Raw genomic sequence first — 23,898 nt, 5'->3', positions numbered from 1 at the left:
AAATATACTATTCAGGCTAAATTACATTTAAAGCTCAATTTTACCCTATAACTGTGTTGTTTTGATTATAATTTTGTGAAGTTCCCAAATGCAATCAGCGTTAATTACAAATTTTTTACATGACTGATGATGTAAATTATCATTGGGGTATTATTTTTGGACGAGAATAAAAAATATTCAGCTTAAAATGTCCAGAAAGAAGTACCAGTTTTTTGTAGCAATCATTTTTCTAAGCGTGTTCTGCGCGAAGATGGTGATCTCCGCTGCACCTGTATTTCTGCAGAAAATGGACAAGGAGTTGGTCAACTCTGTAATCATGCAGGTTGAATTGGAACATGGATCAGACAATGAAACCGGTAAGACGGTGAAGTATGTGGATTTTAAGATCATCAACCATACTTACAACACTTACATTCCTGTGGTTTATGATTTCATGTTAACCAATAGCTTTCTAAAACATTCCAAGCGATATGTAAATCCATATCATCCTTCGGTGCCTACACCGCCACCGAACTTTTCATAACAATAACTAATCCGCTGTAATCACGGCGCGAACATCTAGTTTAATTTCCATTAAAGATCTTGGTTATACCTGTGCATCAGGTGCATTTAATTTCTTTGAATAATATTGTTTATGAAAAATGAGAAATCAACCCTATCAGGGTTGGGATTAAAAAAGTACTTTCTTAAAAAGAATTTAAAACACGATTTACCGGCGAGTATCGTTGTTTTCTTAGTAGCCTTGCCATTATGTTTAGGTATTGCTATGGCGTCAGGTGCGCCACTCTTCGCCGGATTAATCACGGGTATTGTCGGTGGTATCGTCGTAGGTGCCCTTAGCGGTTCTCAGCTTAGCGTAAGTGGACCAGCAGCTGGTTTAACGGTGATTGTATTAGGTGCAATTGCCAGTCTCGGCAGCTACCAGACCTTTATCCTTGCAGTAATGCTTGCCGGGGTAATGCAGTTTGCCTTAGGTCTCGCTAAAGCGGGCACCATTGGTAACTACTTCCCTTCCAGCGTAATTGAAGGTATGCTTGCCGCGATCGGTATCATACTGATCTTGAAACAACTCCCACATGCTTTAGGCGTCGATTCAGACTTCCCAGGAGACGAGGCTTTCGTCCAAAACGATCAGCAGAATACTTTTTCCGCACTTGAAAACGCTTTAGGGCAGTTTAGTGTTGCTGCCATTGTCATCAGTGTACTTTCTATCGCTGTATTATTGATCTGGCCGAAATTCAAGAAATTAGCCCTTGTGCCTGCGCCCCTTGTGGTTGTAATCATCGGTATTGTGTTAACAATCGTATTCAGTAACACTGGCCTTGCATTGAGACCAGATCAAATGGTTTCTATTCCTATCGTTAATGGATGGAACGAGTTTACCGGCTTGTTTACCACGCCCGATTTTTCCCAGATCACCAATAAAAATGTTTGGATCGTAGCAGGTACCATCGCTATTGTCGCAAGTTTGGAAACCCTGTTAAGTATTGAAGCGATTGATAAGATCGACCCGATCAAACGTGTATCACCAACCAACCGTGAGTTGATGGCACAGGGTGCTGGTAACATGGTGAGTGGATTTCTAGGTGGCTTACCGATGACTTCCGTTATTGTACGTAGCTCGGCAAACGTTGGTGCTGGTGGACGGACCAAAATGTCTGCAATCTTCCACGGTACCTGGCTATTACTTTCGCTCCTGTTTATACCATTTGTGATCAACCTTATTCCGCTTGCCTGTCTTGCAGCAGTGCTGATCGTAACGGGATATAAACTGGCCAGGGTAGACCTGTTCAAACACATGTACCACAAAGGCTGGGACCAATTCGTGCCATTTGCGGTAACGGTGCTGGCGGTAATCTTTACCGACCTGTTAAAAGGTGTTGCATTGGGTATGGTAGTATCTATTTTCTACCTGCTACGTACCAATATGCGTAACTCTTTCTTTTACAGAATCACACATGATGACAAAAAGAAGAACATCAGGATCAAACTTGCAGAGGAAGTATCCTTCCTGAACAAGGCTGCAATCCAGGTGATGCTAACGAAGATACCGAAAGAGACCAATGTCGTCATTGATGGAACCAATGCCCGTTATATCGATCCTGACGTATTGGAGATCATCAATAACTTCAAACACAACGCCTATACAAAAGGAATCATTGTTCAATTGGAGAACATCAAAAAGAATTATACCGTGCCAAAGATAGACACCCGTGTAATGGAAGATATCAACAACTAATTATAACCTAAAACAACCATAAAAAATAATTCATATGTGCGCATTACATGAAGAACAACACGCTCAAATTACATACGAAAGCTTATTAGCAGGTAATAAAGAATGGGTAGCAAAAACCCTTGAAGAAAATCCTGATTTCTTCAACAAGCTTGCTAAAGGCCAAAAACCACCTGTATTATGGATCGGCTGCTCAGATAGCCGTGTGCCGGCAAACCAGATCACGAATACCAATCCTGGCGACATCTTCGTATTGAGAAACATCGCTAACGTTGTTGTACACACCGATATGAGCATGCTTAGCGTGCTGGATTATGCTGTGAACGTATTAGGCGTAGAACACGTGATTGTATGTGGTCACTACGGCTGTGGTGGGGTAGAAGCTGCTTTAGGTAATAAGCAGTTCGGTATTATTGATAACTGGCTACGTGCTATCAAAGATACTTACCGTTTACACCATGATGAGATGGAAAGTATTACCGATCATAAAGAAAGATGCAACAGACTCGTGGAACTAAATGTTGCAGAAAGTGTGTATAACCTTTCAAAAACATCTATCGTTCAGAACAAGTGGGCTAACGGTGCAAAGCTTAGCGTTCATGGCTGGGTGTACAGCATTGAAACCGGCTTAATTACGGACCTTGGATTAAGCTCAGCCGGACCGGACAACCTTTCCCCGGTATTCAGGGTGAGTGAAGCACCAAAAGTTGCACAGTAAGCCGCGACTTTTGAATCAATACTGTTTTTAGTTTAATAATGAAAAAGCTCCTGGTATTTCCAGGAGCTTTTCATTTAGGCGAAATTTCAAGGTAAATACCGCTTAGTCTTCTGCTAAGAATGGATAGCGGTAGTCTTTCGCTGGTGCAAATGTTTCTTTGATCGCACGTGGAGATACCCAACGCAGCAAGTTGATCATTGATCCCGCCTTGTCGTTTGTACCTGAACCCCTTGCACCACCAAATGGCTGTTGACCAACCACAGCGCCGGTACATTTATCATTGATATAGAAGTTACCAGCAGCATTACGAAGTCCTATGGATGCTTTTTCAATAGAGTAGCGATCTTGTGCAATGATTGATCCTGTTAAAGCATAGATGGAAGTAGTGTCAATGATTTTGATCACTTCATCAAAATCTGCATCCTCGTATGCATAAACGGTCAATACCGGACCGAATAGCTCCTCACACATGGTCACGTATCTAGGGTCTTTAACCACAATTACTGTAGGCTCAATAAAGTAACCTTTAGATTTGTCGTAACCACCACCGGCAATAATTTCCAATGCTGGATCTTCCTTAGCTGCGTCGATGTATTTAGCCAGTTTATCGAACGAGTTCTCGTCGATCACTGCATTGATGAAATTGCTGAAATCTTCCGTTCCACCCATTTTGAAGGTCGCCAGATCACGAACCATAAGTTCTTTAATCTGCGGCCAAACGCTTTGCGCAACATAAACCCTTGAAGCTGCAGAACATTTCTGTCCCTGATATTCAAATGCGCCTCTTACAATGGCAGTCGCTGATGCTTCCACATCTGCAGAACCATGAACCAGAATAAAGTCCTTTCCACCAGTTTCACCAACAATACGTGGATAAGTTTTGTATTTGTGAATGTTTGTACCAATGGTTTTCCAGATGTCCTGGAATACGCCTGTTGATCCGGTGAAGTGGATACCGGCGAAATCTGCATGGTTGAAGATCACATCTCCCGCAACCGGACCAGATACATAGATCAGGTTGATTACACCATCAGGTAAACCAGCTTCTTTGAAGATCTCCATCAACAGGTTGGCAGCATAGATCTGCGTATTTGCAGGTTTCCAAACCACAACGTTACCCATCATGGCTACAGAAGTCGGTAAGTTACCAGCAATTGCAGTAAAGTTGAAAGGAGTCAAAGCGAATACAAACCCTTCTAAGGGGCGTTGTTCAACCCTGTTCCAGGTACCTTTGCTGGATACCGGAGGCTGTTGCTTGTAGATATCCGACATGTAGCTTACGTTGAAACGTAAGAAATCGATCAGCTCACAGGCAGAATCAATCTCCGCCTGGTAGGCGTTTTTGGATTGACCCAGCATGGTTGCTGCGTTCAGTTTATAACGGTAAGGACCAGCAATCAGGTCAGCCGCTTTCAGGAAGATCGAAGCGCGGTGTTCCCAGGCCAGGTTCTCCCAATCCGCTTTTGCAGCCAAGGCTGCATCAATGGCTTGCTGCACATGGCTGCTATCACCTTTACTGTATTTCGCTAATATATGTTGATGATCATGTGGAGGGGTTACATTCCCTTTTTGATCAGTATGTACGGCCTTGCCACCAATATGCATTGGTATATCAAGCTGCTTTGAACGTGCTTCAGCGATCGCTGCCTTTAGCAACTGACGCTCTTTGCTGCCTGGTGCATACTCTAATATGGTTTCGTTGACAGGGGTAGGTACGTTAAAAAATCCTTTAAGCATAGTTTAATGTTAATGTTTATACAAATATACGGATTTTTCAAAGCCAATCGTGGCTGGAGGCAAGCCTGGACGTCATGCGCTGGTAAACCATTTAATATTTGTTATTTTTGAATGCAGGCATGATAAAATACATACGACCATTACTCTTTCCCTTCGCAATCTTGTACGGCATTATCGTGATTATACGAAATAAGTGTTATGACTGGGGCATCTTTAAAAGCCGCCAATTTGACTTGCCAGTGATATGCGTCGGTAACCTCGCCGTTGGCGGAAGCGGTAAAACGCCTGTAACCGAATACCTTGTGCGACTGCTAAGCCAGTACAGGGTTGCAATCCTCAGTCGCGGTTATGGCCGGGAAACCAAAGGTTTTATCCTGGCGGATGCTGCTGCAACAGCCAAAAGCATCGGTGATGAACCCCTGCAGTATTACCAGAAATTTCCGCAGGTTACTGTCGCCGTGTGCGAGGACCGCATCACCGGAATCGAACGACTACAGGCGGACCATGACCTGATCATCCTTGATGACGCTTTTCAACACCGGAAAGTAAAACCTGGTTATTCTATTTTGTTGTTCGAATATGAAAAGATGCGCAGACCGCAATGGCTGCTGCCAACGGGCGATCTTAGGGAGCCTTTCCCAGGCTACAAAAGAGCAGAACAGATTTTAATCACCAAAAGTCCGATAATTGTTGATGAACCTACGAAGCAGCAGATTAAGCGCAAATTCAACGCCCTGAATCCTGAAAAGATCGCTTATGCGAGTATTCAATACAACAGTTTACAACCGGTATATGCAACTACCCCGGAAAAAACGACGATAGGGCCGGCTCAAACCGTATTTCTCTTAACGGGGATCGCCAATACAAAACCTTTGTTGCAATACCTGGAGGGCGAATACCGGCAGGTCATACAACATACTTATCCCGATCATCATAAGTTCAGCACGTCGGAAATCAAGTCCCTGGTGCAGGCATTTAATTCCTGTCCGGATAGAGAAAAACTGATCATAACAACAGAAAAGGATGCCCAGCGTTTATTAGATGCAAGTATCAAAGATTTACTACTAAATTTGCCTGTATTTTTTCTGCCAATAAAGGTGGATATTCATGCAGCCGACCAACTAAAATTTAATCAAGAGATTCTAACATATGTATCAAAGCATACAAGAGACCGTTCAATACATCAAGCAAAGAACAAGTAATTTCGAACCGGAAATAGGCATCGTACTCGGTACAGGTCTTGGCGGTTTGGTGACAGAAATTGAAGTGGCGTTTAGTTTGATGTATTCCAACATACCAAACTTCCCCATCTCCACCTTGGAGTTCCACTCCGGAAAACTCATCTTCGGCACACTGAATGGCAAGAAAGTAGTTGCAATGCAAGGCCGTCTGCACTACTATGAAGGTTATTCCATGCAACAGATCACTTTCCCGATTAGAGTAATGAAAGCCCTGGGCATACAGTGGCTTTTTGTATCTAACGCTGCAGGCTCCCTAAACCCAGCGTTCAAGAAAGGTGACCTCATGGTCATTAACGACCACATCAACCTTCAGCCAGAAAGCCCGCTGCGTGGCCGCAATGATGCGGACATGGGGCCGCGTTTCCCGGATATGAGTGCGCCCTACAATAAAGACCTTATCGGGAAAGCATTGGAGATTGCAAAAGCGAATGACATCACCTGTCATCAGGGGGTATACGTGTCTGTAACCGGGCCAAACCTGGAAACCAGAGCAGAATACAAGTACCTAAGGATTATTGGTGGCGACGCTGTTGGTATGAGTACCGTACCGGAAGTTATCGTTGCCAATCACATGTCGGTGCCGGTATTCGCAATTTCCGTACTCACCGATGAAGGATTCCCGGAAGACCTTCAGCCAACAAGCCTGGAAGATATCATTGAGACGGCAAAACATGCCGAACCTAAAATGACGCACATATTAAGTCAGTTAATCTCTGCATTATAATGTTTAAAACCCCATTACTCCTGGTTTTACTTACCTGTTTTTGTGCATTCGGTGCTGCAGCACAGGATCTTAAAACTACTGTTACCGATAATAAAGAACTGGATTCACTAAGGAACAAACTGGAGAATGCGGGAGATTCGGTGGTATTCACCTCTAAATATGTTCGCTTTACGACCCTACGGTTAACCAGAGACAGCATCCAGACGCTGCCACTGGATACCAGTTTGCGTGGTTTTCAGAATTACAGCCAGCTCTATCAGCCGCGCCGACCGACGATAAACCTCGGTAACCTCGGACTAGCGGCAAGGGACATGCTTTTTTCCCCAACCAAAACCATAGGCTTTGATCCGGGTTTTCATGCCCTGGATTATTATGCCATGACCCACGATGATGTGATCTATTACCAGGCCCGGTCACCATTCAGCAATCTGTATTACGTGAGTGGCGGACAAGCGGAACAGGTGTTCAAAGCGACGCATTCACAGAACATCAAACCTAATTGGAACTTTGGTGCCAACTATAATCGTATCGGTGCAAACGGCCTCTATGCCCGGCAGCGTGGTGATCACTTAAATGGGGTGTTTTTCACTTGGTACCAATCGCCCAGCAAGCGTTACAACCTTTGGGCCAATGCGGTGTTCAACACACTCAAAGCACAGGAAAATGGTTCCGTTCAAAACGACAACATTTTCACCAGTGAGGAGAATGCATTCTCCAGAGAGGCAGAGAACATCCGATTAAGCAGTGCCAGACAGCTGTGGCGCCAAAAGTCATACATGCTGAAACAGAACTATTTCGTTGGGCGGATAGATACTCTACAACAGGAGATTACCGCCAAAGTATTGCCAACGAACAAGATCTCACATACATTGGTGTATGAAACCAAATCGTTCAACTTTACCAAAAATGAAGCGGATGATAATACCGTACTGGCGCCCGGGATCCTGGATGCCAACTATACCAATGACTCCACCATGGTTACGCACCTGCAGAATGAGTTTATTTATAGCTTCTTTCTACGCGGAAAGGGCAGTACCATCATCAAGAACGAGCTTAAGCTGAATGTTGGCCTTCGAAACGACATCTATAACTACGAACAGTTCCGCGCCAACTCCCAGACAGAAACCGGCGTCAGGGAATATAAAAGCAATGTGAATAATACCACGTTGCTGGGATCACTTGGCTACCGTTTCAGCAATCGTATTGACCTGAATGTAGACGTACAGCAGATCTTTCAAGGCAGGCAGATCGGGGATTTTCTATATGAGGCAAAAAGTAACGTGCTGTTGAGCAATAACATCGGCCGCATTGAACTGGGTGCTTATATGCAGAATAAATCACCGGAACAAATTTACATTCAGCATATCGGAAACCACGATGAGTGGAGAAACCAAAGTTTTGATCGCACCAAGATCATCAACCTATCTTTCAACTACCTGAATGACAGGTTGCGGCTTGAAGCCGGTGCGCAGTACTATCTGGTGAACGACTACCTGTATTTTGCGCCTAAGAGCGCGGAAGAGGCGCTGGCAATCAGACCAATGCAAAACCCGGATGCCATCAGCCTGCTTAAACTCACCTTGGGTAAAAAGTTCGTGTTCGGTAAATTCAACTTTGAAACCTATGTAGTGTACCAAAAAACCGATCAGCAGAACATCCTGAGAACACCGGAGGTCTATACTTTCAACACCTTTTTCTTCAACCAGACATTCTTCAAAGTGCTTCGTACCAACCTGGGTTTCGACGTAAGATACAACACACCCTTCCAGTCTTACTCTTACTCCCCATCAACCAGTCAGTTTTACCTGGGTAATGGCGGTCAGCTGAATACCGAGCCGGTTGTGGATGTATGGTTAAGGGCAAGCTTGCGCAAGGCAAATATCTTTGTGAAGTACGACTACGCCAATCAGGGTTTGTTCTCCAAAGGCTTTTACACCACCAGCCGGTATCCGATGCCAGACAGCATGCTGAAGTTTGGCGTAAGCTGGAACTTCTACGATTAACATGCCTGTTTAAGGGAGCTGCAGGTGCTATTTAATTCCATTTACATGGGAATCAATTGATTTTACTAAATTTGACATTTAAACATACAAATATGAGCAAAGCGATAATAAAGACAGCAAAAGGCGACATGACTGTTGAATTTTATGATAACGATGCGCCGAACACCGTAGCTAACTTTAAGAAATTAGCTAGTGAAGGATTTTACGATGGTGTAACATTCCACCGCGTGATCCCTGATTTCGTAATTCAAGGTGGTTGCCCGAACTCTAAAGACCCAGCAAAAGCACACCTTGCAGGTACTGGTGGCCCGGGTTACAAAATAGATTGCGAATTGACTGGCGAAAATCAGTATCACGATCGTGGCGTATTGTCTATGGCTCACGCTGGAAGAAACACTGGCGGTTCTCAGTTCTTCATCTGCCACAGCAGAAACAATACAGCTCACCTGGATAGAAACCACACTTGCTTCGGTAAAGTGGTAGAAAACGTTGATATCGTTGATGACATCAAAGCAGGCGACAAGATTTTAACAATTGAAGTTATTGAAGGTTAATTCTTCGCTTCTATAAAATTATATAATATGAATTTAAGAGGAATTGTTGCGGTTTCAGGGAGACCGGGATTATTTAAGCTTGTTGGTCAGAATAAGGCAGGATATGTATTGGAAAGCCTTGATGCCCAGAAAGTGAAAATTGTTGCTAATATTTCGAACACCAAATTAGCTTCATTGGAAGACATCACCGTTTATGGTGAGGATGATGACATCAAACTTAGCGATGTACTTGCAAAAATTGCAGCACAGGCGGACAATGTACCAGATACCAAAGCAGATGCAGCAAAGTTGAAATCTTTCTTCCTTGAAGTTGCACCAAATCACGATCAGGAGAAGGTATATGTTTCTGATATGAAGAAGATCATCAGCTGGTACAACATCCTTAAAGATCAGCCTTTATTTACAGAAGAAGCGCCGGAATTAGATCCTCAGCAGGAAGCAGTAAAAGCAGACCTTGAAAAGAAGTCTAAAGCAGCAGCTGCAGCAGCGGTAAAACCTGCTAACGCAAAAGCGCCAAGCAAGACTAGTCAGCCTGCTAAAAAGGTAAGTATGACCTCTAAAAAAGGTGTATAATTAAAGCCATTATAAGGAAAGCCGGATCAATGATCCGGCTTTTTTTTGTGTTTTCTATAAAAAATACCAGATAACCACGAAGGCTATTACTGAAATGATGATCGCCAGCCAGTAACTGCCCCGGTTCGCACTGGTATCGCTTTTATAATTGTACTTTCTTTTAAAATCTCCAAATTGCATATTTACTCCTTTCTTTTACGATGTAGAAAAGCTCGATTTTCCACATGCCATAATCACTATTCATGATGATAGGGCTCACCCTTCAGGATACTGAATGCCCGGTATAACTGTTCAATAAAAAACAGGCGCACCATCTGATGTGAAAACGTCATCTCCGACAAGCTCAGACTTGAGTTTGCACGCTTGTAGACAGATTCATCGAAACCGTAGGGCCCGCCAATTACAAATACCAGATGCTGAACACTCCCGATCATCTGTTTGTTCAGATAATTTGAAAATGATACCGAGGTGTATTTCCGGCCTTTCTCGTCCAGCAGTACCACCACATCCAGGTTGCTGACCTGCTTCAAAATGCTTTCCGCTTCCTTGCTTTTCTGCTGTGCTTCTGTTAGGTTTTTAGTGTTCTTTAACTCCGGGATCACCACCATATTGAAGGTGATATAATGTTTTAAGCGGTTCAGGTATTTCTCCATGCCCTCGATCAAATATCTATCCTCCGTTTTTCCCACCACCAGTAACGTAATCTTCATCCTTTATTCCTCATTTTCTATGTATCCTGACCAGGAGATCACCGGATTACATATATTTATAATTTTCAGCTTTAATCCAAAGATATGGTAAAAACAAAAGATAGCATTTTATTGGCCTACCAAAATGCTGCGGCAGCGCAGTCGTCCATCATAAAAACACTTAAAGAGAACCTGAATAAAGTATCGCTGTCGCGCTTGGGTGTTTTTCTGCTGGAGATCCTGCTTGTGGCCTTGATCATCAGTTTCGGTTTTAGTATGGTGTACACGATCCTGATGATCATACCTGTCTTTTTGTTTGTGGCGCTGGTTAAAAAGCAAACCAGATTACAGCGCGAGCTCGGTTATGCCAACCAGCTGCTGTGGGTATATGAAAATGAGATCCAGCTTATTGAACACCGGAAAAACGGGTATCAGGATGGTGAAATCTACGAGGATGAAAACCATCCTTATGTTTCTGACCTGGATATCTTTGGACCGGCATCATTATATGTATTGACCAATCGCTGCAGCAGCAGGGAAGGCATGGACCAGCTTGCAGCAAAGTTGCATACCGCCAGCAGCCGCGAGACCATCCTTGCCCGTCAGCAGGCCATCCGGGAGGTTCAAAGTCATATGGAAGCCACCTACCACTTCCGTGCGGAGCTGAAAAGCCACGGACCGGATCAACTGGCAATGATCAAAGATAAACTCTCCCGGCAGTTGCCAGAGGAGCTTAAATTCACGCACAAACCTTTCCTGCGGTTATATACCCGTATTGCACCTTTCTTGAGTATTGGAACATTATTACTCGGCAGTTTTGTTGGCGGCTGGACCTGGGACCTGCTGGCCGCTGTAGCCATTTTCAACTTTGCCTTCAACTACTTACACCTCAAATCCATCAGTGCTGTATATGACGGTTTCAGCGGCAGCGCCGAAGTATTGAGCTCCTTTGCGAACGTCATCCGGTGGATGGAAGATATCCAGTGGAAAAGCCCCTACATTCTGGACCTTTTCAAACAGGAACATCCGGAGACAAAGGGCAGTGAACAGATTAAACAGCTTGCCGGGATCATCCAGGCCTTTGATGCCAGGCTGAACATGATTGTTGGTGCAGTCTTAAACATTTTCTTTGTATGGGACCTGCGCTGTTCTGTACGCCTGGATCAATGGCATCAAACCGCATCCAATGACCTGGTACATGGGTTACAGCGTATCAGTGACTTTGAAGAGCTGATCTCCTTTGCAACCTTAACGCAGAACCATCCGGAATGGATATTCCCGGAGATCCTGCCGGAATTTGGGTTAAACACCAGCAGCATGGGACATCCATTAATTCCGGAAGACAAACGTATTCCCAATGATTATGCACTGGAGCAGGGCCCGACGGTAGACATCGTGACCGGGTCGAATATGGCCGGTAAGAGCACCTTTCTACGTACCGTGGGGATCAACATGGTGCTGGCATTCGCTGGTGCACCTGTCTGCGCGAAAAGCTTCCAGAGCTCCATCTTCTCCCTGGTTACCTACATGCGGATCAAAGATTCCCTGAATGACCAGACCTCCACCTTTAAAGCGGAGTTGAACCGCTTGAAAATGATTCTGGAGATGGTATCGAAAGTACCCGATTCCTTGGTGCTTATTGATGAGATGCTTCGGGGAACGAACAGCAAGGATAAATACCAAGGCTCAAAAGCTTTCATCGAGCGACTGATCGCACAGCATACACCCGCTTTATTCGCCACCCATGACCTTCAACTCTCCGAGATGGAGCAAGATTATCCGCAACAGCTGCGGAACTACCACTTCGATATTCAACTTAGCGAGGGCGAGATGAACTTCGACTATAAACTTAAACATGGTGCCTGCCGTACCTTCAATGCCGCGATCCTCTTAAAGCAAATTGGCTTGCGCATGTAATTGCTAGGAGCAGCCTGTAAAGCATAAAAAAACCTCCTGTGTTTAGCAGGAGGTTTTTTTGTTATCTGTAAGTTGATACGATCTTATGCACCAACTTGTTTTCTGATGATGTTTAGTGCGCCACCAGCTTTGAACCACTCAATTTGCTGAGAGTTGTAGCTGTGGTTTACAGAAATCTCGTCTTTAGTACCATCAGCGTGGTTTAACACCACTGTTAATGGAACGTTAGGCGTAAATTCCGTTAAACCAACAATATCAATTACATCGTCTTCAAGAATTCTGTCGTAATCTTCTTTGTTCACGAAGGTTAAAGCCAACATACCTTGTTTCTTAAGGTTGGTTTCGTGAATCCTTGCGAATGATTTTACAAGAACCGCTCTAACACCCAAGTGACGAGGCTCCATCGCTGCGTGCTCCCGGCTAGATCCTTCACCGTAGTTTTCATCACCAACAACGACAGAACCAATGCCTTGTGCTTTGTACGCACGTGCAGTAGCTGGTACCGGGCCGTACTCGCCAGTTAACTGGTTCTTAACGGTATCCGTTTTTTCGTTGTAGTTGTTCACTGCACCGATAAGCATGTTGTTAGAAATGTTATCTAAGTGACCACGGAATTTCAACCATGGACCAGCCATAGAAATATGGTCAGTAGTACATTTTCCTTTAGCCTTGATCAACAGTCTTAAGCCAGTAAGGTTGGTACCTTCCCATGCTGGGAATGGATCCAACAGCTGTAAACGGTGAGAGGTAGGAGATACCGCAACCTGCACGTGACTTCCGTCAGCAGCTGGTTCCTGGTAACCGGCATCTTCAACCGCGAAACCACGGATCGGCAATTCGAAACCTGAAGGTGGATCAAGTTTCACCTGCTCGCCTTTATCGTTAGTTAAAGTATCTGTTAGTGGGTTAAAGCCAAGATCTCCGGCAATTGCCATTGCAGTTACCAGTTCAGGAGAACCTACAAAAGCAAAAGTGTTCGGGTTACCATCAGCACGTTTCGCGAAGTTCCTGTTGAAAGAGTGAACGATGGTGTTTTTCTCTTGTTTCTCAGAACCTACACGATCCCACATACCGATACATGGACCACATGCATTGGTGAAGATCTTTGCACCAATGTTTTTGAAAGTATCCAGGTAACCATCACGCTCTACCGTGTAACGGATTTGCTCGGAACCTGGGTTAATGCAATATTGAGCAGCAGTTTTCAAGCCTTTTTCTTCAACTTGTTTTGCTACGCTCACCGCACGCGAAATATCTTCGTAAGAAGAGTTGGTACATGAACCAATCAAACCTACTTCGATTTTCATTGGCCAGCCGTTTTCTGCAGCTACCTCTTTCATTTTAGAAATCGGCGTAGCCAAATCCGGAGTGAAAGGACCGTTCAGGTAAGGCTCAAGCTCAGAAAGGTTGATCTCGATCAGTTGATCAAAATACTGCTCTGGATTAGCGTAAACTTCAGGGTCACCGGTAAGGTGTTCTTTGATGGCATTTGCCGCATCAGCGATGTCTGCGCGGTTTGTTGCACGTAGGTAACGCTCCATGCTATCATCGTAACCGAAAGTAGAAGTGGTTGCACCAACTTCAGCACCCATGTTACAAATGGTACCTTTACCAGTACAGCTTAGGTTTTCTGCACCTTCGCCAAAATATTCGATAATTGCTCCGGTACCACCTTTTACAGTAAGGATACCAGCAACTTTTAAGATTACATCTTTAGGGGCAGTCCAGCCGCTTAATTTACCAGTTAATTTAACACCAACCAGTTTAGGGAATTTAAGCTCCCAAGGTAAGCCAGCCATAACGTCGCAGGCATCAGCACCACCAACACCAATTGCGATCATACCTAAACCACCCGCATTAACGGTGTGCGAATCGGTACCGATCATTAAACCACCTGGGAAAGCATAGTTTTCCAATACCACCTGGTGAATAATACCAGCACCTGGTTTCCAGAAGCCGATACCATATTTATTTGAAACTGAAGCAAGAAAATCAAATACCTCTTTACTTTCTGTATTTGCAGCAGGTAAATCGAACTCTGCACCATCTTTCGCAGTGATCAGGTGATCACAGTGAACCGTTGATGGAACAGCAACTTTAGGCCTGCCAGCCTGCATAAATTGCAATAATGCCATTTGTGCAGTTGCATCCTGCATTGCAACCCTGTCCGGAGCGAAATCTACATAATCAGTACCTCTTACGAAAGCCTTATCTGTATTCTGTTCCCATAAGTGGGTGTATAAAATTTTCTCTGAGAGCGTTAAAGGTCTGCCGACAACTTTACGAGCCGCTTCGATGCGCGGACCAAAGTTAGCATACACCTTTTTTATCATTTCTATGTCGAATGCCATTGAACTATTGGTTAAAAGGTAATAAGTCTAAATAATTGAGCGAATTTACAAAAAAAAGAAACCAGGGGCGATCATCTTTAAATCATTATATTATTTATAAATGTTCTAAATTGACCGCTATATAACAATTCAATGTGGATTAGGTTTGCTTCAAACCCAAACCAAGTTTGCCGCCCAGATTACCGGGGCCTTGACAGGGGGTTAACAAGGGGTTGACAGGGCCTTGACAAGGCTAGCGACAGCTCAACTCCATGTCAAGCCCTTGTTAAAGGCAGGTATACGCCTTATAAGGTCCTGAACTCGTATCCCTTAAACTTCAAATCAGCTATACTACGTGGAAGTGCATACTTTAAACGGTCAAATGCTTTTAAACTATCGTGAAAAACGATGATCGATCCGTTCTCCACATACTTATTAACATTGTGGTAACAACCTTCGGGGGAGAGCTGCAGATCAAAGTCGCCGCTGAGTACATCCCACATCACGATGTTCATGTCTGGATACCTTTCACGGATCAGGCGTACCTGTGATTTTTTGATCCTTCCGTACGGTGGACGGAAAAGCCTTGAGGCGGTTAGCTTTTGGCATTGCTCGAAATTCTCCAGGTATGTTGCATCATCGGTTTTCCAGCCTTTAAGGTGGTTGAAGGTGTGATTGCCCACTTTATGCCCCTCCTCCAGGAGTTGTTGAAATAAATGCGGATGTTTACGTATGTTGTCGCCAATACAAAAGAAGGTAGCCTTAACTTGCTGATCTCTTAAAGTTTTTAAAACAAATTCTGTAACATCGGGTATAGGTCCGTCGTCAAAGGTTAAATAAATTGCTTTTTCAGCGCGGGACTTGTGCCAGGTAAGTGAAGGATAATACCATTTCAGCAGCAGGGGGGATTTTACCAGATACATATCCAAAAGTACTAAAAACTGCTTGCTGCAGTTGGATTTGAAAGGGTAATTTGGCGTTTAACAAAATTGAAAATAATAAAGTATGAAAATTTTTACCAATCATGGTTTGTTCTCCCGGTTAGGCTGTCTTGTGGCGGCGGGCTGCATCAGCATGTGCTTCAGTGCTACCGCCCAGGCCCAGGAAGTGATCACCATCAAACAGGCCGTAGAAAGGATGCTTCAAAATAATATCAACGTCAAACAAAGCGCTCTTGATGTTGCCACAGCTGATGTAAACCTTAGCCAGTCGCGTGCAGCACTGTTCCCAACCTTAAACGCAGGGGCTTCCAGCGACCTGAGTTTTGGTCGTTCACTGGATCAAACAACCTTCCAGATCCGTAACCAGGCGTTGTCGGTAACCAATGGACGCTTGTCAACCGGTGTGGATTTGTTCGGAGGTCTGGTGAAGATGAATCAGATCCGCCAGAATAAGATCTTATTGGAGGCAGGTAAAAGTGCTTTGGAACGTACTAAAAATGATCTGGTCCTACAGGTGGTAACCTCATACTTTCAGGTTGTCTTTAATGATGATTTGTTGAAGGCTTCCCAGGAACAGCTTATTGTAGCCCAGCAGACTTTAGAGCGTGAAAATGCTTTGATGGATGCCGGAAATAAAACGATGGCTGATATCTCTCAAGCGAAGGCGCAAGTAGCCACTGCAGAGCTAAATGTTACCAACGCACAGAATCAGCTGACGATCTCTTACCTTACCTTGGCTCAGCTGATGGAAATGCAGGCCGACAATGCCAACTTTAAGGTGGTTGCGCCAACGATCGAAGACATCAACTACGCACAAAAAAGCTACAATGTAAACGAGGTGTTTACAGAGGCACTAACACGCTACCCGAATATTAAACAGGCACAACTGAACCGTCAGGCGGCAGAGGTTGGTGTAAAGGTCGCCAAAGGTTTCCAGTATCCGACCTTATCGCTTAATGCAGGACTTGGTTCATCTTATTCTTACGTGTTTGATGATGATGACAACCAACCTTTTTCGGATCAGATCAATCAACGTTTCAACCAGTTTGTAGGGTTAAGCTTACAGATCCCGATATTCAACGGATTAACCGCAAAATCGAATGTTAAGCGTGCGAAGATCCAGTACCAGGGTTTTATCAATCAGGAACAACTGGAAAAAAACAACCTGAACAAAGTTATCGCACAGGCGGTTGCCGATCTGCGTGCTGCGGATGCCCGCTATGGTTCAACGGAGAAAACCTTTAATGCCCAAAATGATGCCTTTATGGTTATTGAGGAACGCTATAATGTAGGCCTTGTAAACTCGCTGGACTATAACACCGCAAGAACTAACCGCAATCGTGCAGAGATTGACTTCATTCAGGCAAAATACGACCTGCTATTCCGTTCTAAAGTCATAGATTTTTATCTTGGCAAAGAAATAACCTTCTAATCCTTAATCAGCATATAAAAGCCATTTTTAAAACAGCAAACAAACGAACAAAATGAAATTAAAACACATACTTATTGCAGTTGGAGGATTGATAGTCTTGCTGCTTATACTGAAAGTTACCGGTGTAATCGGAGGAGAGAAGATCGAGCAGATTACCGTTGACAAAGCTGCCGACCGCACGGTTGTAGAAACCGTAACGGCGAGTGGTAAAATACAGCCTGAAACTGAGGTGAAGTTAAGCTCGGAGGTTTCTGGAGAGGTAACGGAACTACTGGTTAAAGAAGGTGACATCGTTAAAAAAGGTCAACTGTTATGTAAGGTTCGTCCGGACGTGTTGAAATCTGGTTATGACCGCGCTCGTGCATCCTATAGCTCACAAAAAGCTGCAGTTGCGGCTTCTGAGCAACAACTGAAGCAAACACAAGCCAACTTCGTAAACGCTGAAGCAACATACAAACGTAATGTGGAGCTATACAAGAAAAAAGTGATTTCGCAGGCGGAATTTGATTCTGCTAAGGCGGCATTCTTAACTGCACAAACCAACCTGGAAGCGGCAAAACAAAACCTGGTAGGTGCGAGGTTTGGCTTGGAGCAGTCTGGAGCAAACGTACAGGAGGCTAGTGCCAACCTGGCGAAAGCAACGATCTACGCACCAGTTGATGGTGTGATCTCTAAATTGTCCGTAGAGCTGGGCGACCGTATTCTTGGTACTGCACAATTTGCAGGTACGGAGATCATGCGTATCTCTAACCTGAACTCCATGGAAGTAAACGTGGATGTGAATGAGAACGACATCAACCGTGTAAACGTAGGGGACAGTGCAATGATTGAGGTCGACGCTTTTGCAGACCGTAAGTTCAAAGGTATTGTTACCGAGATTGCAAGTTCTTCTAAAGATGTGGGTACAACCACAACTTCGGTAGACCAGGTAACCAACTTTGTAGTGAAGATCAGAATTCTTGCGGAGTCTTATACCGATGTTAAAGGTGGTGCCAAAGATTTGCCTTCACCATTCCGCCCGGGTTTGTCGGCAACAGTAGACATCATGAGTGAATCTGTTAAAGGACTGTCCGTTCCGATTCAGGCAGTATATACCGGAGATAAGAGCAAAGCCGGAGCAGGTGCTGAAGTTAAAGATGCGCCACCTGCTGCAGAAGGCTCATCAGATAAACAGAAGTCGAAACTGGAGGATAAAAGCATTAAGCAATATGTGTTCGCGTTTGAGAATGGCACCGTCAAACAAGTGGAGGTTACCACCGGCATTCAGAACGACCAGTTCATCATTGTGAAGTCTGGCCTTAAAGCAGGAACAGAAGTGGTGAGCGGTCCGTATTCTGCAATTCAGAACCGTTTGAAAGATGGAATGAAGGTAGAAAAGACCACTAAAGATCAGCTCTTTGCTGCACCAGGCAAAAAGTAAGAAGCTCCTAATCATAATATTTGAGTAAATTGTCCCGGTTTTAAAAAGAACCGGGATTTTTTATTTACAGACTATGCTGGCAAAAGTTGCTATGATTGGTGGGGGTAGCTGGGCTACGGCTATCATTAAAATGCTCTCAAATAATATCAAAGAAAAAGAGATCTTTTGGTGGATGCGCAACACGGATGCTATCGAGCACATCAAGAAATATCATCACAATCCGAACTACCTGAGTGCTGCGGAAGTGAATATTCCTTCCACAAACATCTCCGATAACATCTGCGAAATTATCCATGCTGCAAACTACATCATCCTGAATGTGCCTGCAGCTTTCCTTAAGGATACGCTGAAAGATGTAAAGCCCGAAGATTTTAAAGGCAAAAAGATCATATCCGCGATCAAAGGTATCGTACCGGATGAGAATCAGATCATAGCAGAGTTTCTGCACGAGAAATTCGAAGTGCCTTTAGAAGATATTTTGGTGATCAGCGGACCTTGTCATGCAGAAGAAGTTGCCCTGGAGAAGTTATCCTACATTACCATCGCTTCGATTGATGTTGAGGCTGCGACTTACTTCGCTTCGCTGTTAAATACCCGTTATCTGAAAACCAATGTCTCCGATGATATCTTCGGAACTGAATATGCTGCAGTGTTGAAAAATATTTATGCTGTTGCCAGTGGCATCTGCCATGGGGTAGGGTATGGCGACAATTTCCAGGCGGTACTAATTTCAAATGCCATCAGAGAGATCAACCGTTTCGTGAATGCGGTTCACCCAATCAGCAGGGATATTAAGGAGTCAGCATATCTGGGCGATCTGCTGGTAACGGCCTACTCTCAATTTAGCCGCAACCGTACCTTCGGAAACATGATTGGGAAAGGCTATACCGTTAAATCCGCACAACTGGAGATGAACATGATCGCTGAAGGTTACTATGCAGCTAGCTGTATGCACGTGATCAATAAAAAGTATAAAGTGGACATGCCCATCAGTCGTGCCGTATATGCGGTGTTGTATGAAAAACATGCGCCGCAAATGGAGATGGCGCTGCTTACGGAGCAGCTAAGCTAAACACCACATTGAAGTTCAGGTGTTTACCGCAGGTCATTTGAGTATAAAATAGACTACTCGTTCAGTAGGATAAAATTGCAAATAGCTATATTTGCGCACATTTCTGGTGGATACCAGAGATAGGTTTTACTTAGCTTATTTTATATGAAAATTAAACTTTACCTGTTCATTCTACTCTGCTGCAGTGTGGGCTTGTCGGCCCAGGCGCAAGTGATCCGCGGGGAAGTCCGCGACAGTAGTCAGACCATTACCGGTGCTACGGTTTCCGTAGTCGGGCAACAGCTACGCATTGGAACAGATGCGAATGGCAGATATGAAATCAAACTACCCGCTCCAGGTACCTATCAGGTAACCGTAAGTTACATCGGCTACCAGACCCAACAAAAAAGCGTTACCGTTGCTGCAGAGGAACTGAAGCAGCTGGACTTTGACCTGATCAATGCCGGTGGAAATAACCTCGAAAATGTGGTGGTACTGGGTTCCCGTAGTGCACCACGCTCGCGCATGGATACTCCGGTTCCGGTGGATGTGGTGGATATTCAGAAACTGACCGCGAATGTGGCGCAGGTATCGGTAAACCAGATCCTGAATTTCGTGGCCCCTTCCTTTACTTCTAACGTGATGAGCTTAACCGATGCAACGGATCACATCGACCCTGCATCCCTGCGTGGTCTTGGTCCAGATCAGGTGTTAGTGCTGATCAACGGAAAAAGAAGACATACCACTTCCGTAATCAACATCAACGGAAGTTTGGGTAAAGGTTCCGTAGGTACGGATTTAAATGCCATTCCAACCGCTGCAATAAAAAGAATTGAGATACTGCGTGATGGTGCATCTGCACAGTACGGGTCCGACGCGATCGCGGGCGTTATCAACATCATCCTGAATTCTGATGTGAATAAACTTAATGCCAGCGTATCCGGTGGTGGTTTTGCGGGCAAACATTCCGACGGACTGGATGGAGAAACCGTACAGGCCAACGTTAACTATGGTGTTGCACTAAATGATAAAGGCGGTTTTCTGAACCTTTCAGGTTCCTTCGATTTTCGTGATTTTGCTTCCAGAACAACACCTTACCGTGGTGTGATCTTCACGGATTTTAACAATCCGGAGTTATATCCTAATCCAACAGGTGTGGATATCACCGATGAGGAGTTGGTAAGAAGAGGCCTTGACCGTGGCGACTTCGTGCCGAATATCGGTCAGTCCAAAAACCGTGGTGGTTCCTTATTTTTCAACAGTATTATTCCGGTAGCGGAAGAAGCGGAGATCTATGCCTTCGGTGGTTTGAACTACCGTAATGGTACCTCTACTGCATTTTACCGTACCCCACGTCAGCTTACACAGAACAATGCAACCATTTACCCGAATGGTTTCCTTCCGGAGATTAACACCAATAACCTGGATCAGTCTTTTGCAGTGGGTATCCGCGGTAATTTAGGGGAGTGGAAAGCAGACTTCAGTAATAGCTTTGGCCGCAATGCGGTGGAATTTGCGACCCGGAATACACTGAATGCCTCTATGCTGAACTCGTCTCCAACATCATTCGAGTCTGGCGGTTATGACTTTACACAGAACACTACCAACCTGGACTTCTCGAGATTTTTTGAAGGCCCATTAAGTGGTATCAACGTTGCTTTTGGTTTTGAAAATCGTTTTGAGAAGTACAAGATCAATCCGGGGGAAGAAGCTTCCTATGTGAATTATGGTAATGCCATCAATGCAGGAACACCGGAGAACCCGGTTTATATTCCCTCGCCAACAGGTAATATTCCAACCCGCTTTGCGGCAAACGGATCACCTTATGCTGGTGGTGCACAGGGGTTCCCAGGCATCAGTGCAGATAACTTAACCAACGAAACGCGTACTTCTATAGCAGGTTATGCAGATGTTGAGGTCAATGTTACCGACAAATTCCTGGTAGATGGAGCGGTGCGGTTTGAGAACTATTCTGACTTTGGTTCTACCTTGAATGGAAAGCTGGCTGCCCGATACAAGTTTTCTGATGCATTCTTATTGCGTGGTGCAGTGAACACCGGTTTCAGAGCACCATCTTTACACCAGCGTTATTTTAACTCTACTTCAACCGTGTTTATTGACGGTGCCTTTGTGGAGTCTGGTACTTTCGCGAACGACAGCCGTGTAGCACAGCTTTTGGGTATTCCAAAGTTGAAAGAGGAAACCTCAGATAGTTATAGCCTTGGTTTCACCAGCAACCTGGGTAAGTTCAAGATCACAGTGGATGGTTACCTGGTAAACATCAACGACCGAGTGATTTATACTGGTCAGTTTAGCGGAAGCAATGCGCCGGATGCCACACCACAGGATAGAGAGCTTTATGATCTATTGCGTTTAGCCAATGCGACTACTGCGAGGTTCTTCGCCAATGCCGTTGATACCAGAACTATGGGTATTGATGCGGTATTCAGTTACAGTACACCGCTGGGTAATGGTATTTTCAGGGCAGATCTTGCAAATACATTCACCAAGACCGAGATCGTAGGTGATGTACACGCTTCACCGCTGTTGGTTGGTAAAGAGAGTACCTACCTGGATCAGGCAAGCCGAATTTTAATTGAGCGTGTTACGCCAAGAATTAAAACCAACCTGAGTTTGGATTACTCCTGGAACAAATGGAATGCATTTGTAAGGAACGTTTACTTTGGAGAGATTCAGCAGCCGACCAACGTGGAGGCTAACCGCCAAACCTTGCCAGGCCGCGTGGTAACGGATCTGGGGGCTGGTTATAACCTAACCAAAAACCTGAAGCTTACCGTTGGTGCAAACAACGTGTTTGATGTTTACCCAGCACAGCTGTTGTTAAGCAGTCAGGGGACTTCCGGTATTCTGTATCCAAATCAGGCACCGCAGTTTGGTTTCCTTGGAAGGTACGTATTTACCAGACTGGCGCTGAATTTCTAGACACTTCCAAACATACTGTTGAAAAGTATGTGCATAAAAAAAGGTACTGTTATAAATTGCAAACATTTTAGACAAAAAAGTATTTTTGTATTTCAAAGAAGTTCGACTATGGAACTATCTAGCGTAGTCTCAACTTTCGGGTTGGGACTACTTAGTTTATAGCCCTCAATGAACTCCGTATCATTCTTCCATAAAGTATAGATCAATATTAATAGCTTTCTTTGAATGGCAACTTGTCCAATCATCTTTGAGGGTTTGTTTTGATTGATTCTTGTATACATTTCTTTTAGACCAGGATTGAATCTGCAAGCGACCATTGCCGGGAAGTACAATGCATTTCTGATGTACCGATTGCCTTTTTTAGAGATTCTGGTCTTGCCTTTTATGGAGGTTCCTGATTCTCTTTGCACGACATCATAGCCTGAATAACTTACCAGTTGTTTAGCATTCCTGAAATGCTCAAATCCCATAGTTTCGGCCAGGATAGTAGCTATGGTAATCAAACCTACTCCCTTTATGGTGAGCAGCTTTGTTATTCTTTCTTTCAGGTTGCTGTCTGTTTCTATAAGCCTTTTTATCTCTTTTAACGTTTTTGCAATTTCTTTGTCGATATCTTCAATCAACTTTTTATTACTCTTGAGAATGAAGCTTTGAACATCGTGCGAAGCGTCCTTACTGTGCTTGATGTTGCCAAGGCTAGTTTTTTGTTCTTGTAGCTGAACATAATATCTGGTTAGATTCCTCAGCTGTAATAAGGCGGCAGGAGGTGGAGTCCAAAGCTTATGAGTCCGCTCTACTCCAAGCTGACTTAAGATCCTTGCATCAACAGCATCTGTCTTGGTCTTGATGTTTAAGCTCGAAAAGTAGTGTTTAGAGGTGTTAGGAAGCACCACATGAACCCTTTTCTTTACTTTATGTAAATGGTGTGCCAAATTTTCGTAATAAACACCCGTGGCTTCCATTAGAAACACAAGCTCTGGTCCGATGGCGATAGCGCCCTTGGCCCAGCGAAGCATTTGGTTAAAACCTTTAGTATCATTGCCAAAGGTTACTACTTTTGAGAACGCTAATTCGCCATTCTCTGCACGCTGACACAGACATACTGTAAATGTAGCTTGTGAGATATCTATCCCAACTGATTGTTTTGTAATAGCCATAATCAAGAATTTAGATCGTATCGACTTAATTCCCCTTCGTCTATCCTTTTGTTTTATCCAGGCTCCTAGTTATGGCCTTAAGTACTGTTCAGACTCCTGAGAATAAAATCGTGTCGTTCAACCTTTTTTACGGTATAACATATAGCCTACCTAGCCCGATCTGAACTGACACGAACAGCCAACACATTTTGCATAACAACAATATATTGACCTTTTTAAAATTCTCAGTAAA

At 44.2% G+C, this 23,898-nt stretch carries 18 protein-coding genes; 13 read left to right on the top strand and 5 right to left on the bottom strand.

Translation table 11 applies throughout. The annotated features are described in order from the left end of the window. Nucleotides 1-187: 187 nt before the first annotated feature. The 3 genes from AC5WJX_RS12145 to AC5WJX_RS12135 all read left to right on the top strand — a co-directional run bounded on the left by AC5WJX_RS12145 (nucleotide 188) and on the right by AC5WJX_RS12135 (nucleotide 2,954). Nucleotides 188-523, top strand: a complete 336-nt coding sequence (locus tag AC5WJX_RS12145) for a hypothetical protein (RefSeq protein WP_494484734.1) — start codon at nucleotides 188-190, stop codon at nucleotides 521-523. Between the two features lie 111 nt (nucleotides 524-634). Beyond that, a complete protein-coding gene (locus AC5WJX_RS12140) occupies nucleotides 635-2,239 on the top strand; it encodes a SulP family inorganic anion transporter (RefSeq protein WP_494484733.1) in 1,605 nt (534 codons plus the stop codon). Between the two features lie 34 nt (nucleotides 2,240-2,273). Next, the gene (locus AC5WJX_RS12135) at nucleotides 2,274-2,954 is read left to right on the top strand and encodes a carbonic anhydrase (RefSeq protein WP_494484732.1); all 681 of its coding nucleotides are present in this window, start codon (nucleotides 2,274-2,276) and stop codon (nucleotides 2,952-2,954) included. Nucleotides 2,955-3,056: 102 nt separating this feature from the next. Here AC5WJX_RS12135 and pruA read toward each other — a convergent pair whose 3' ends face one another. Further along, nucleotides 3,057-4,691, bottom strand: coding sequence for an L-glutamate gamma-semialdehyde dehydrogenase (pruA, locus tag AC5WJX_RS12130; RefSeq protein WP_494484731.1), 1,635 nt, complete (start codon nucleotides 4,689-4,691; stop codon nucleotides 3,057-3,059). Between the two features lie 119 nt (nucleotides 4,692-4,810). On the opposite strand from pruA, the gene lpxK reads away from it, so the two are divergent. The 5 genes from lpxK to AC5WJX_RS12105 all read left to right on the top strand — a co-directional run bounded on the left by lpxK (nucleotide 4,811) and on the right by AC5WJX_RS12105 (nucleotide 9,786). Further along, a complete protein-coding gene (lpxK, locus tag AC5WJX_RS12125; RefSeq protein WP_494484730.1) occupies nucleotides 4,811-5,893 on the top strand; it encodes a tetraacyldisaccharide 4'-kinase in 1,083 nt (360 codons plus the stop codon). Continuing rightward, nucleotides 5,841-6,656: a purine-nucleoside phosphorylase gene (locus AC5WJX_RS12120; protein ID WP_494484729.1), complete on the top strand. Its 816-nt coding sequence runs from the start codon at nucleotides 5,841-5,843 to the stop codon at nucleotides 6,654-6,656. The genes lpxK and AC5WJX_RS12120 overlap by 53 nt, the downstream gene beginning before the upstream one ends. Continuing rightward, entirely contained in the window at nucleotides 6,656-8,659 is a 2,004-nt protein-coding gene (locus AC5WJX_RS12115) for a putative porin (RefSeq protein WP_494484728.1), read from the top strand. The genes AC5WJX_RS12120 and AC5WJX_RS12115 overlap by 1 nt, the downstream gene beginning before the upstream one ends. A gap of 92 nt (nucleotides 8,660-8,751) precedes the next feature. Beyond that, the gene (locus tag AC5WJX_RS12110; RefSeq protein ID WP_440428046.1) at nucleotides 8,752-9,213 is read left to right on the top strand and encodes a peptidylprolyl isomerase; all 462 of its coding nucleotides are present in this window, start codon (nucleotides 8,752-8,754) and stop codon (nucleotides 9,211-9,213) included. Nucleotides 9,214-9,240: 27 nt separating this feature from the next. Beyond that, nucleotides 9,241-9,786, top strand: coding sequence for a DUF5606 family protein (locus AC5WJX_RS12105; protein WP_440428045.1), 546 nt, complete (start codon nucleotides 9,241-9,243; stop codon nucleotides 9,784-9,786). Nucleotides 9,787-10,022: 236 nt separating this feature from the next. On the opposite strand, the gene rlmH is transcribed toward AC5WJX_RS12105, so the two are convergent. After that, nucleotides 10,023-10,496: a 23S rRNA (pseudouridine(1915)-N(3))-methyltransferase RlmH gene (gene rlmH / locus AC5WJX_RS12100; RefSeq protein ID WP_440428044.1), complete on the bottom strand. Its 474-nt coding sequence runs from the start codon at nucleotides 10,494-10,496 to the stop codon at nucleotides 10,023-10,025. Between the two features lie 84 nt (nucleotides 10,497-10,580). Between rlmH and AC5WJX_RS12095 the strand changes: the two genes are divergently transcribed. After that, nucleotides 10,581-12,392: a MutS-related protein gene (locus AC5WJX_RS12095; RefSeq protein ID WP_494484727.1), complete on the top strand. Its 1,812-nt coding sequence runs from the start codon at nucleotides 10,581-10,583 to the stop codon at nucleotides 12,390-12,392. Nucleotides 12,393-12,475: 83 nt separating this feature from the next. Here AC5WJX_RS12095 and AC5WJX_RS12090 read toward each other — a convergent pair whose 3' ends face one another. Beyond that, nucleotides 12,476-14,743, bottom strand: a complete 2,268-nt coding sequence (locus tag AC5WJX_RS12090; protein WP_494484726.1) for an aconitate hydratase — start codon at nucleotides 14,741-14,743, stop codon at nucleotides 12,476-12,478. 284 nt (nucleotides 14,744-15,027) lie between these two features. Next, nucleotides 15,028-15,645: a polysaccharide deacetylase family protein gene (locus tag AC5WJX_RS12085; RefSeq protein ID WP_494484725.1), complete on the bottom strand. Its 618-nt coding sequence runs from the start codon at nucleotides 15,643-15,645 to the stop codon at nucleotides 15,028-15,030. 82 nt (nucleotides 15,646-15,727) lie between these two features. Between AC5WJX_RS12085 and AC5WJX_RS12080 the strand changes: the two genes are divergently transcribed. From AC5WJX_RS12080 to AC5WJX_RS12065, 4 genes are all read left to right on the top strand, one after another. Next, nucleotides 15,728-17,095 carry a TolC family protein gene (locus tag AC5WJX_RS12080; RefSeq protein ID WP_494484724.1) on the top strand — a complete coding sequence of 456 codons (1,368 nt, stop codon included), beginning with the start codon at nucleotides 15,728-15,730 and terminating at the stop codon, nucleotides 17,093-17,095. Nucleotides 17,096-17,147: 52 nt separating this feature from the next. Next, entirely contained in the window at nucleotides 17,148-18,515 is a 1,368-nt protein-coding gene (locus AC5WJX_RS12075) for an efflux RND transporter periplasmic adaptor subunit (protein ID WP_494484723.1), read from the top strand. Nucleotides 18,516-18,588: 73 nt separating this feature from the next. Further along, nucleotides 18,589-19,587, top strand: a complete 999-nt coding sequence (locus AC5WJX_RS12070) for an NAD(P)H-dependent glycerol-3-phosphate dehydrogenase (protein ID WP_440428038.1) — start codon at nucleotides 18,589-18,591, stop codon at nucleotides 19,585-19,587. A gap of 144 nt (nucleotides 19,588-19,731) precedes the next feature. Beyond that, nucleotides 19,732-22,509, top strand: a complete 2,778-nt coding sequence (locus tag AC5WJX_RS12065) for a TonB-dependent receptor (RefSeq protein ID WP_440428037.1) — start codon at nucleotides 19,732-19,734, stop codon at nucleotides 22,507-22,509. A gap of 92 nt (nucleotides 22,510-22,601) precedes the next feature. On the opposite strand, the gene AC5WJX_RS12060 is transcribed toward AC5WJX_RS12065, so the two are convergent. Further along, complete coding sequence (locus tag AC5WJX_RS12060) at nucleotides 22,602-23,666, bottom strand: IS110 family RNA-guided transposase (RefSeq protein ID WP_494483982.1); 1,065 nt, start codon at nucleotides 23,664-23,666, stop codon at nucleotides 22,602-22,604. Between the last annotated feature and the right edge of the window lie 232 nt (nucleotides 23,667-23,898).

It is taken from the genome of Pedobacter sp. NEAU-ZC8, assembly GCF_059278965.1.
Note: the sequence above shows the minus strand (reverse complement) of the source record. Positions and strands in the feature narration are given on the sequence as shown.

Excerpts from the sequence above, each read along its gene's own strand:
- AC5WJX_RS12070 (WP_440428038.1), top strand. The coding sequence starts at position 18,589 with ATGCTGGCAAAAGTTGCTATGATTGGTGGGGGTAGCTGGGCTACGGCT.
- rlmH (WP_440428044.1), bottom strand. The coding sequence starts at position 10,496 with ATGAAGATTACGTTACTGGTGGTGGGAAAAACGGAGGATAGATATTTG.
- AC5WJX_RS12140 (WP_494484733.1), top strand. The coding sequence starts at position 635 with ATGAAAAATGAGAAATCAACCCTATCAGGGTTGGGATTAAAAAAGTAC.
- lpxK (WP_494484730.1), top strand. The coding sequence starts at position 4,811 with ATGATAAAATACATACGACCATTACTCTTTCCCTTCGCAATCTTGTAC.
- AC5WJX_RS12080 (WP_494484724.1), top strand. The coding sequence starts at position 15,728 with ATGAAAATTTTTACCAATCATGGTTTGTTCTCCCGGTTAGGCTGTCTT.
- AC5WJX_RS12105 (WP_440428045.1), top strand. The coding sequence starts at position 9,241 with ATGAATTTAAGAGGAATTGTTGCGGTTTCAGGGAGACCGGGATTATTT.
- AC5WJX_RS12145 (WP_494484734.1), top strand. The coding sequence starts at position 188 with ATGTCCAGAAAGAAGTACCAGTTTTTTGTAGCAATCATTTTTCTAAGC.
- pruA (WP_494484731.1), bottom strand. The coding sequence starts at position 4,691 with ATGCTTAAAGGATTTTTTAACGTACCTACCCCTGTCAACGAAACCATA.
- AC5WJX_RS12075 (WP_494484723.1), top strand. The coding sequence starts at position 17,148 with ATGAAATTAAAACACATACTTATTGCAGTTGGAGGATTGATAGTCTTG.
- AC5WJX_RS12120 (WP_494484729.1), top strand. The coding sequence starts at position 5,841 with ATGTATCAAAGCATACAAGAGACCGTTCAATACATCAAGCAAAGAACA.
- AC5WJX_RS12090 (WP_494484726.1), bottom strand. The coding sequence starts at position 14,743 with ATGGCATTCGACATAGAAATGATAAAAAAGGTGTATGCTAACTTTGGT.
- AC5WJX_RS12085 (WP_494484725.1), bottom strand. The coding sequence starts at position 15,645 with ATGTATCTGGTAAAATCCCCCCTGCTGCTGAAATGGTATTATCCTTCA.
- AC5WJX_RS12060 (WP_494483982.1), bottom strand. The coding sequence starts at position 23,666 with ATGGCTATTACAAAACAATCAGTTGGGATAGATATCTCACAAGCTACA.
- AC5WJX_RS12095 (WP_494484727.1), top strand. The coding sequence starts at position 10,581 with ATGGTAAAAACAAAAGATAGCATTTTATTGGCCTACCAAAATGCTGCG.
- AC5WJX_RS12135 (WP_494484732.1), top strand. The coding sequence starts at position 2,274 with ATGTGCGCATTACATGAAGAACAACACGCTCAAATTACATACGAAAGC.
- AC5WJX_RS12065 (WP_440428037.1), top strand. The coding sequence starts at position 19,732 with ATGAAAATTAAACTTTACCTGTTCATTCTACTCTGCTGCAGTGTGGGC.
- AC5WJX_RS12115 (WP_494484728.1), top strand. The coding sequence starts at position 6,656 with ATGTTTAAAACCCCATTACTCCTGGTTTTACTTACCTGTTTTTGTGCA.
- AC5WJX_RS12110 (WP_440428046.1), top strand. The coding sequence starts at position 8,752 with ATGAGCAAAGCGATAATAAAGACAGCAAAAGGCGACATGACTGTTGAA.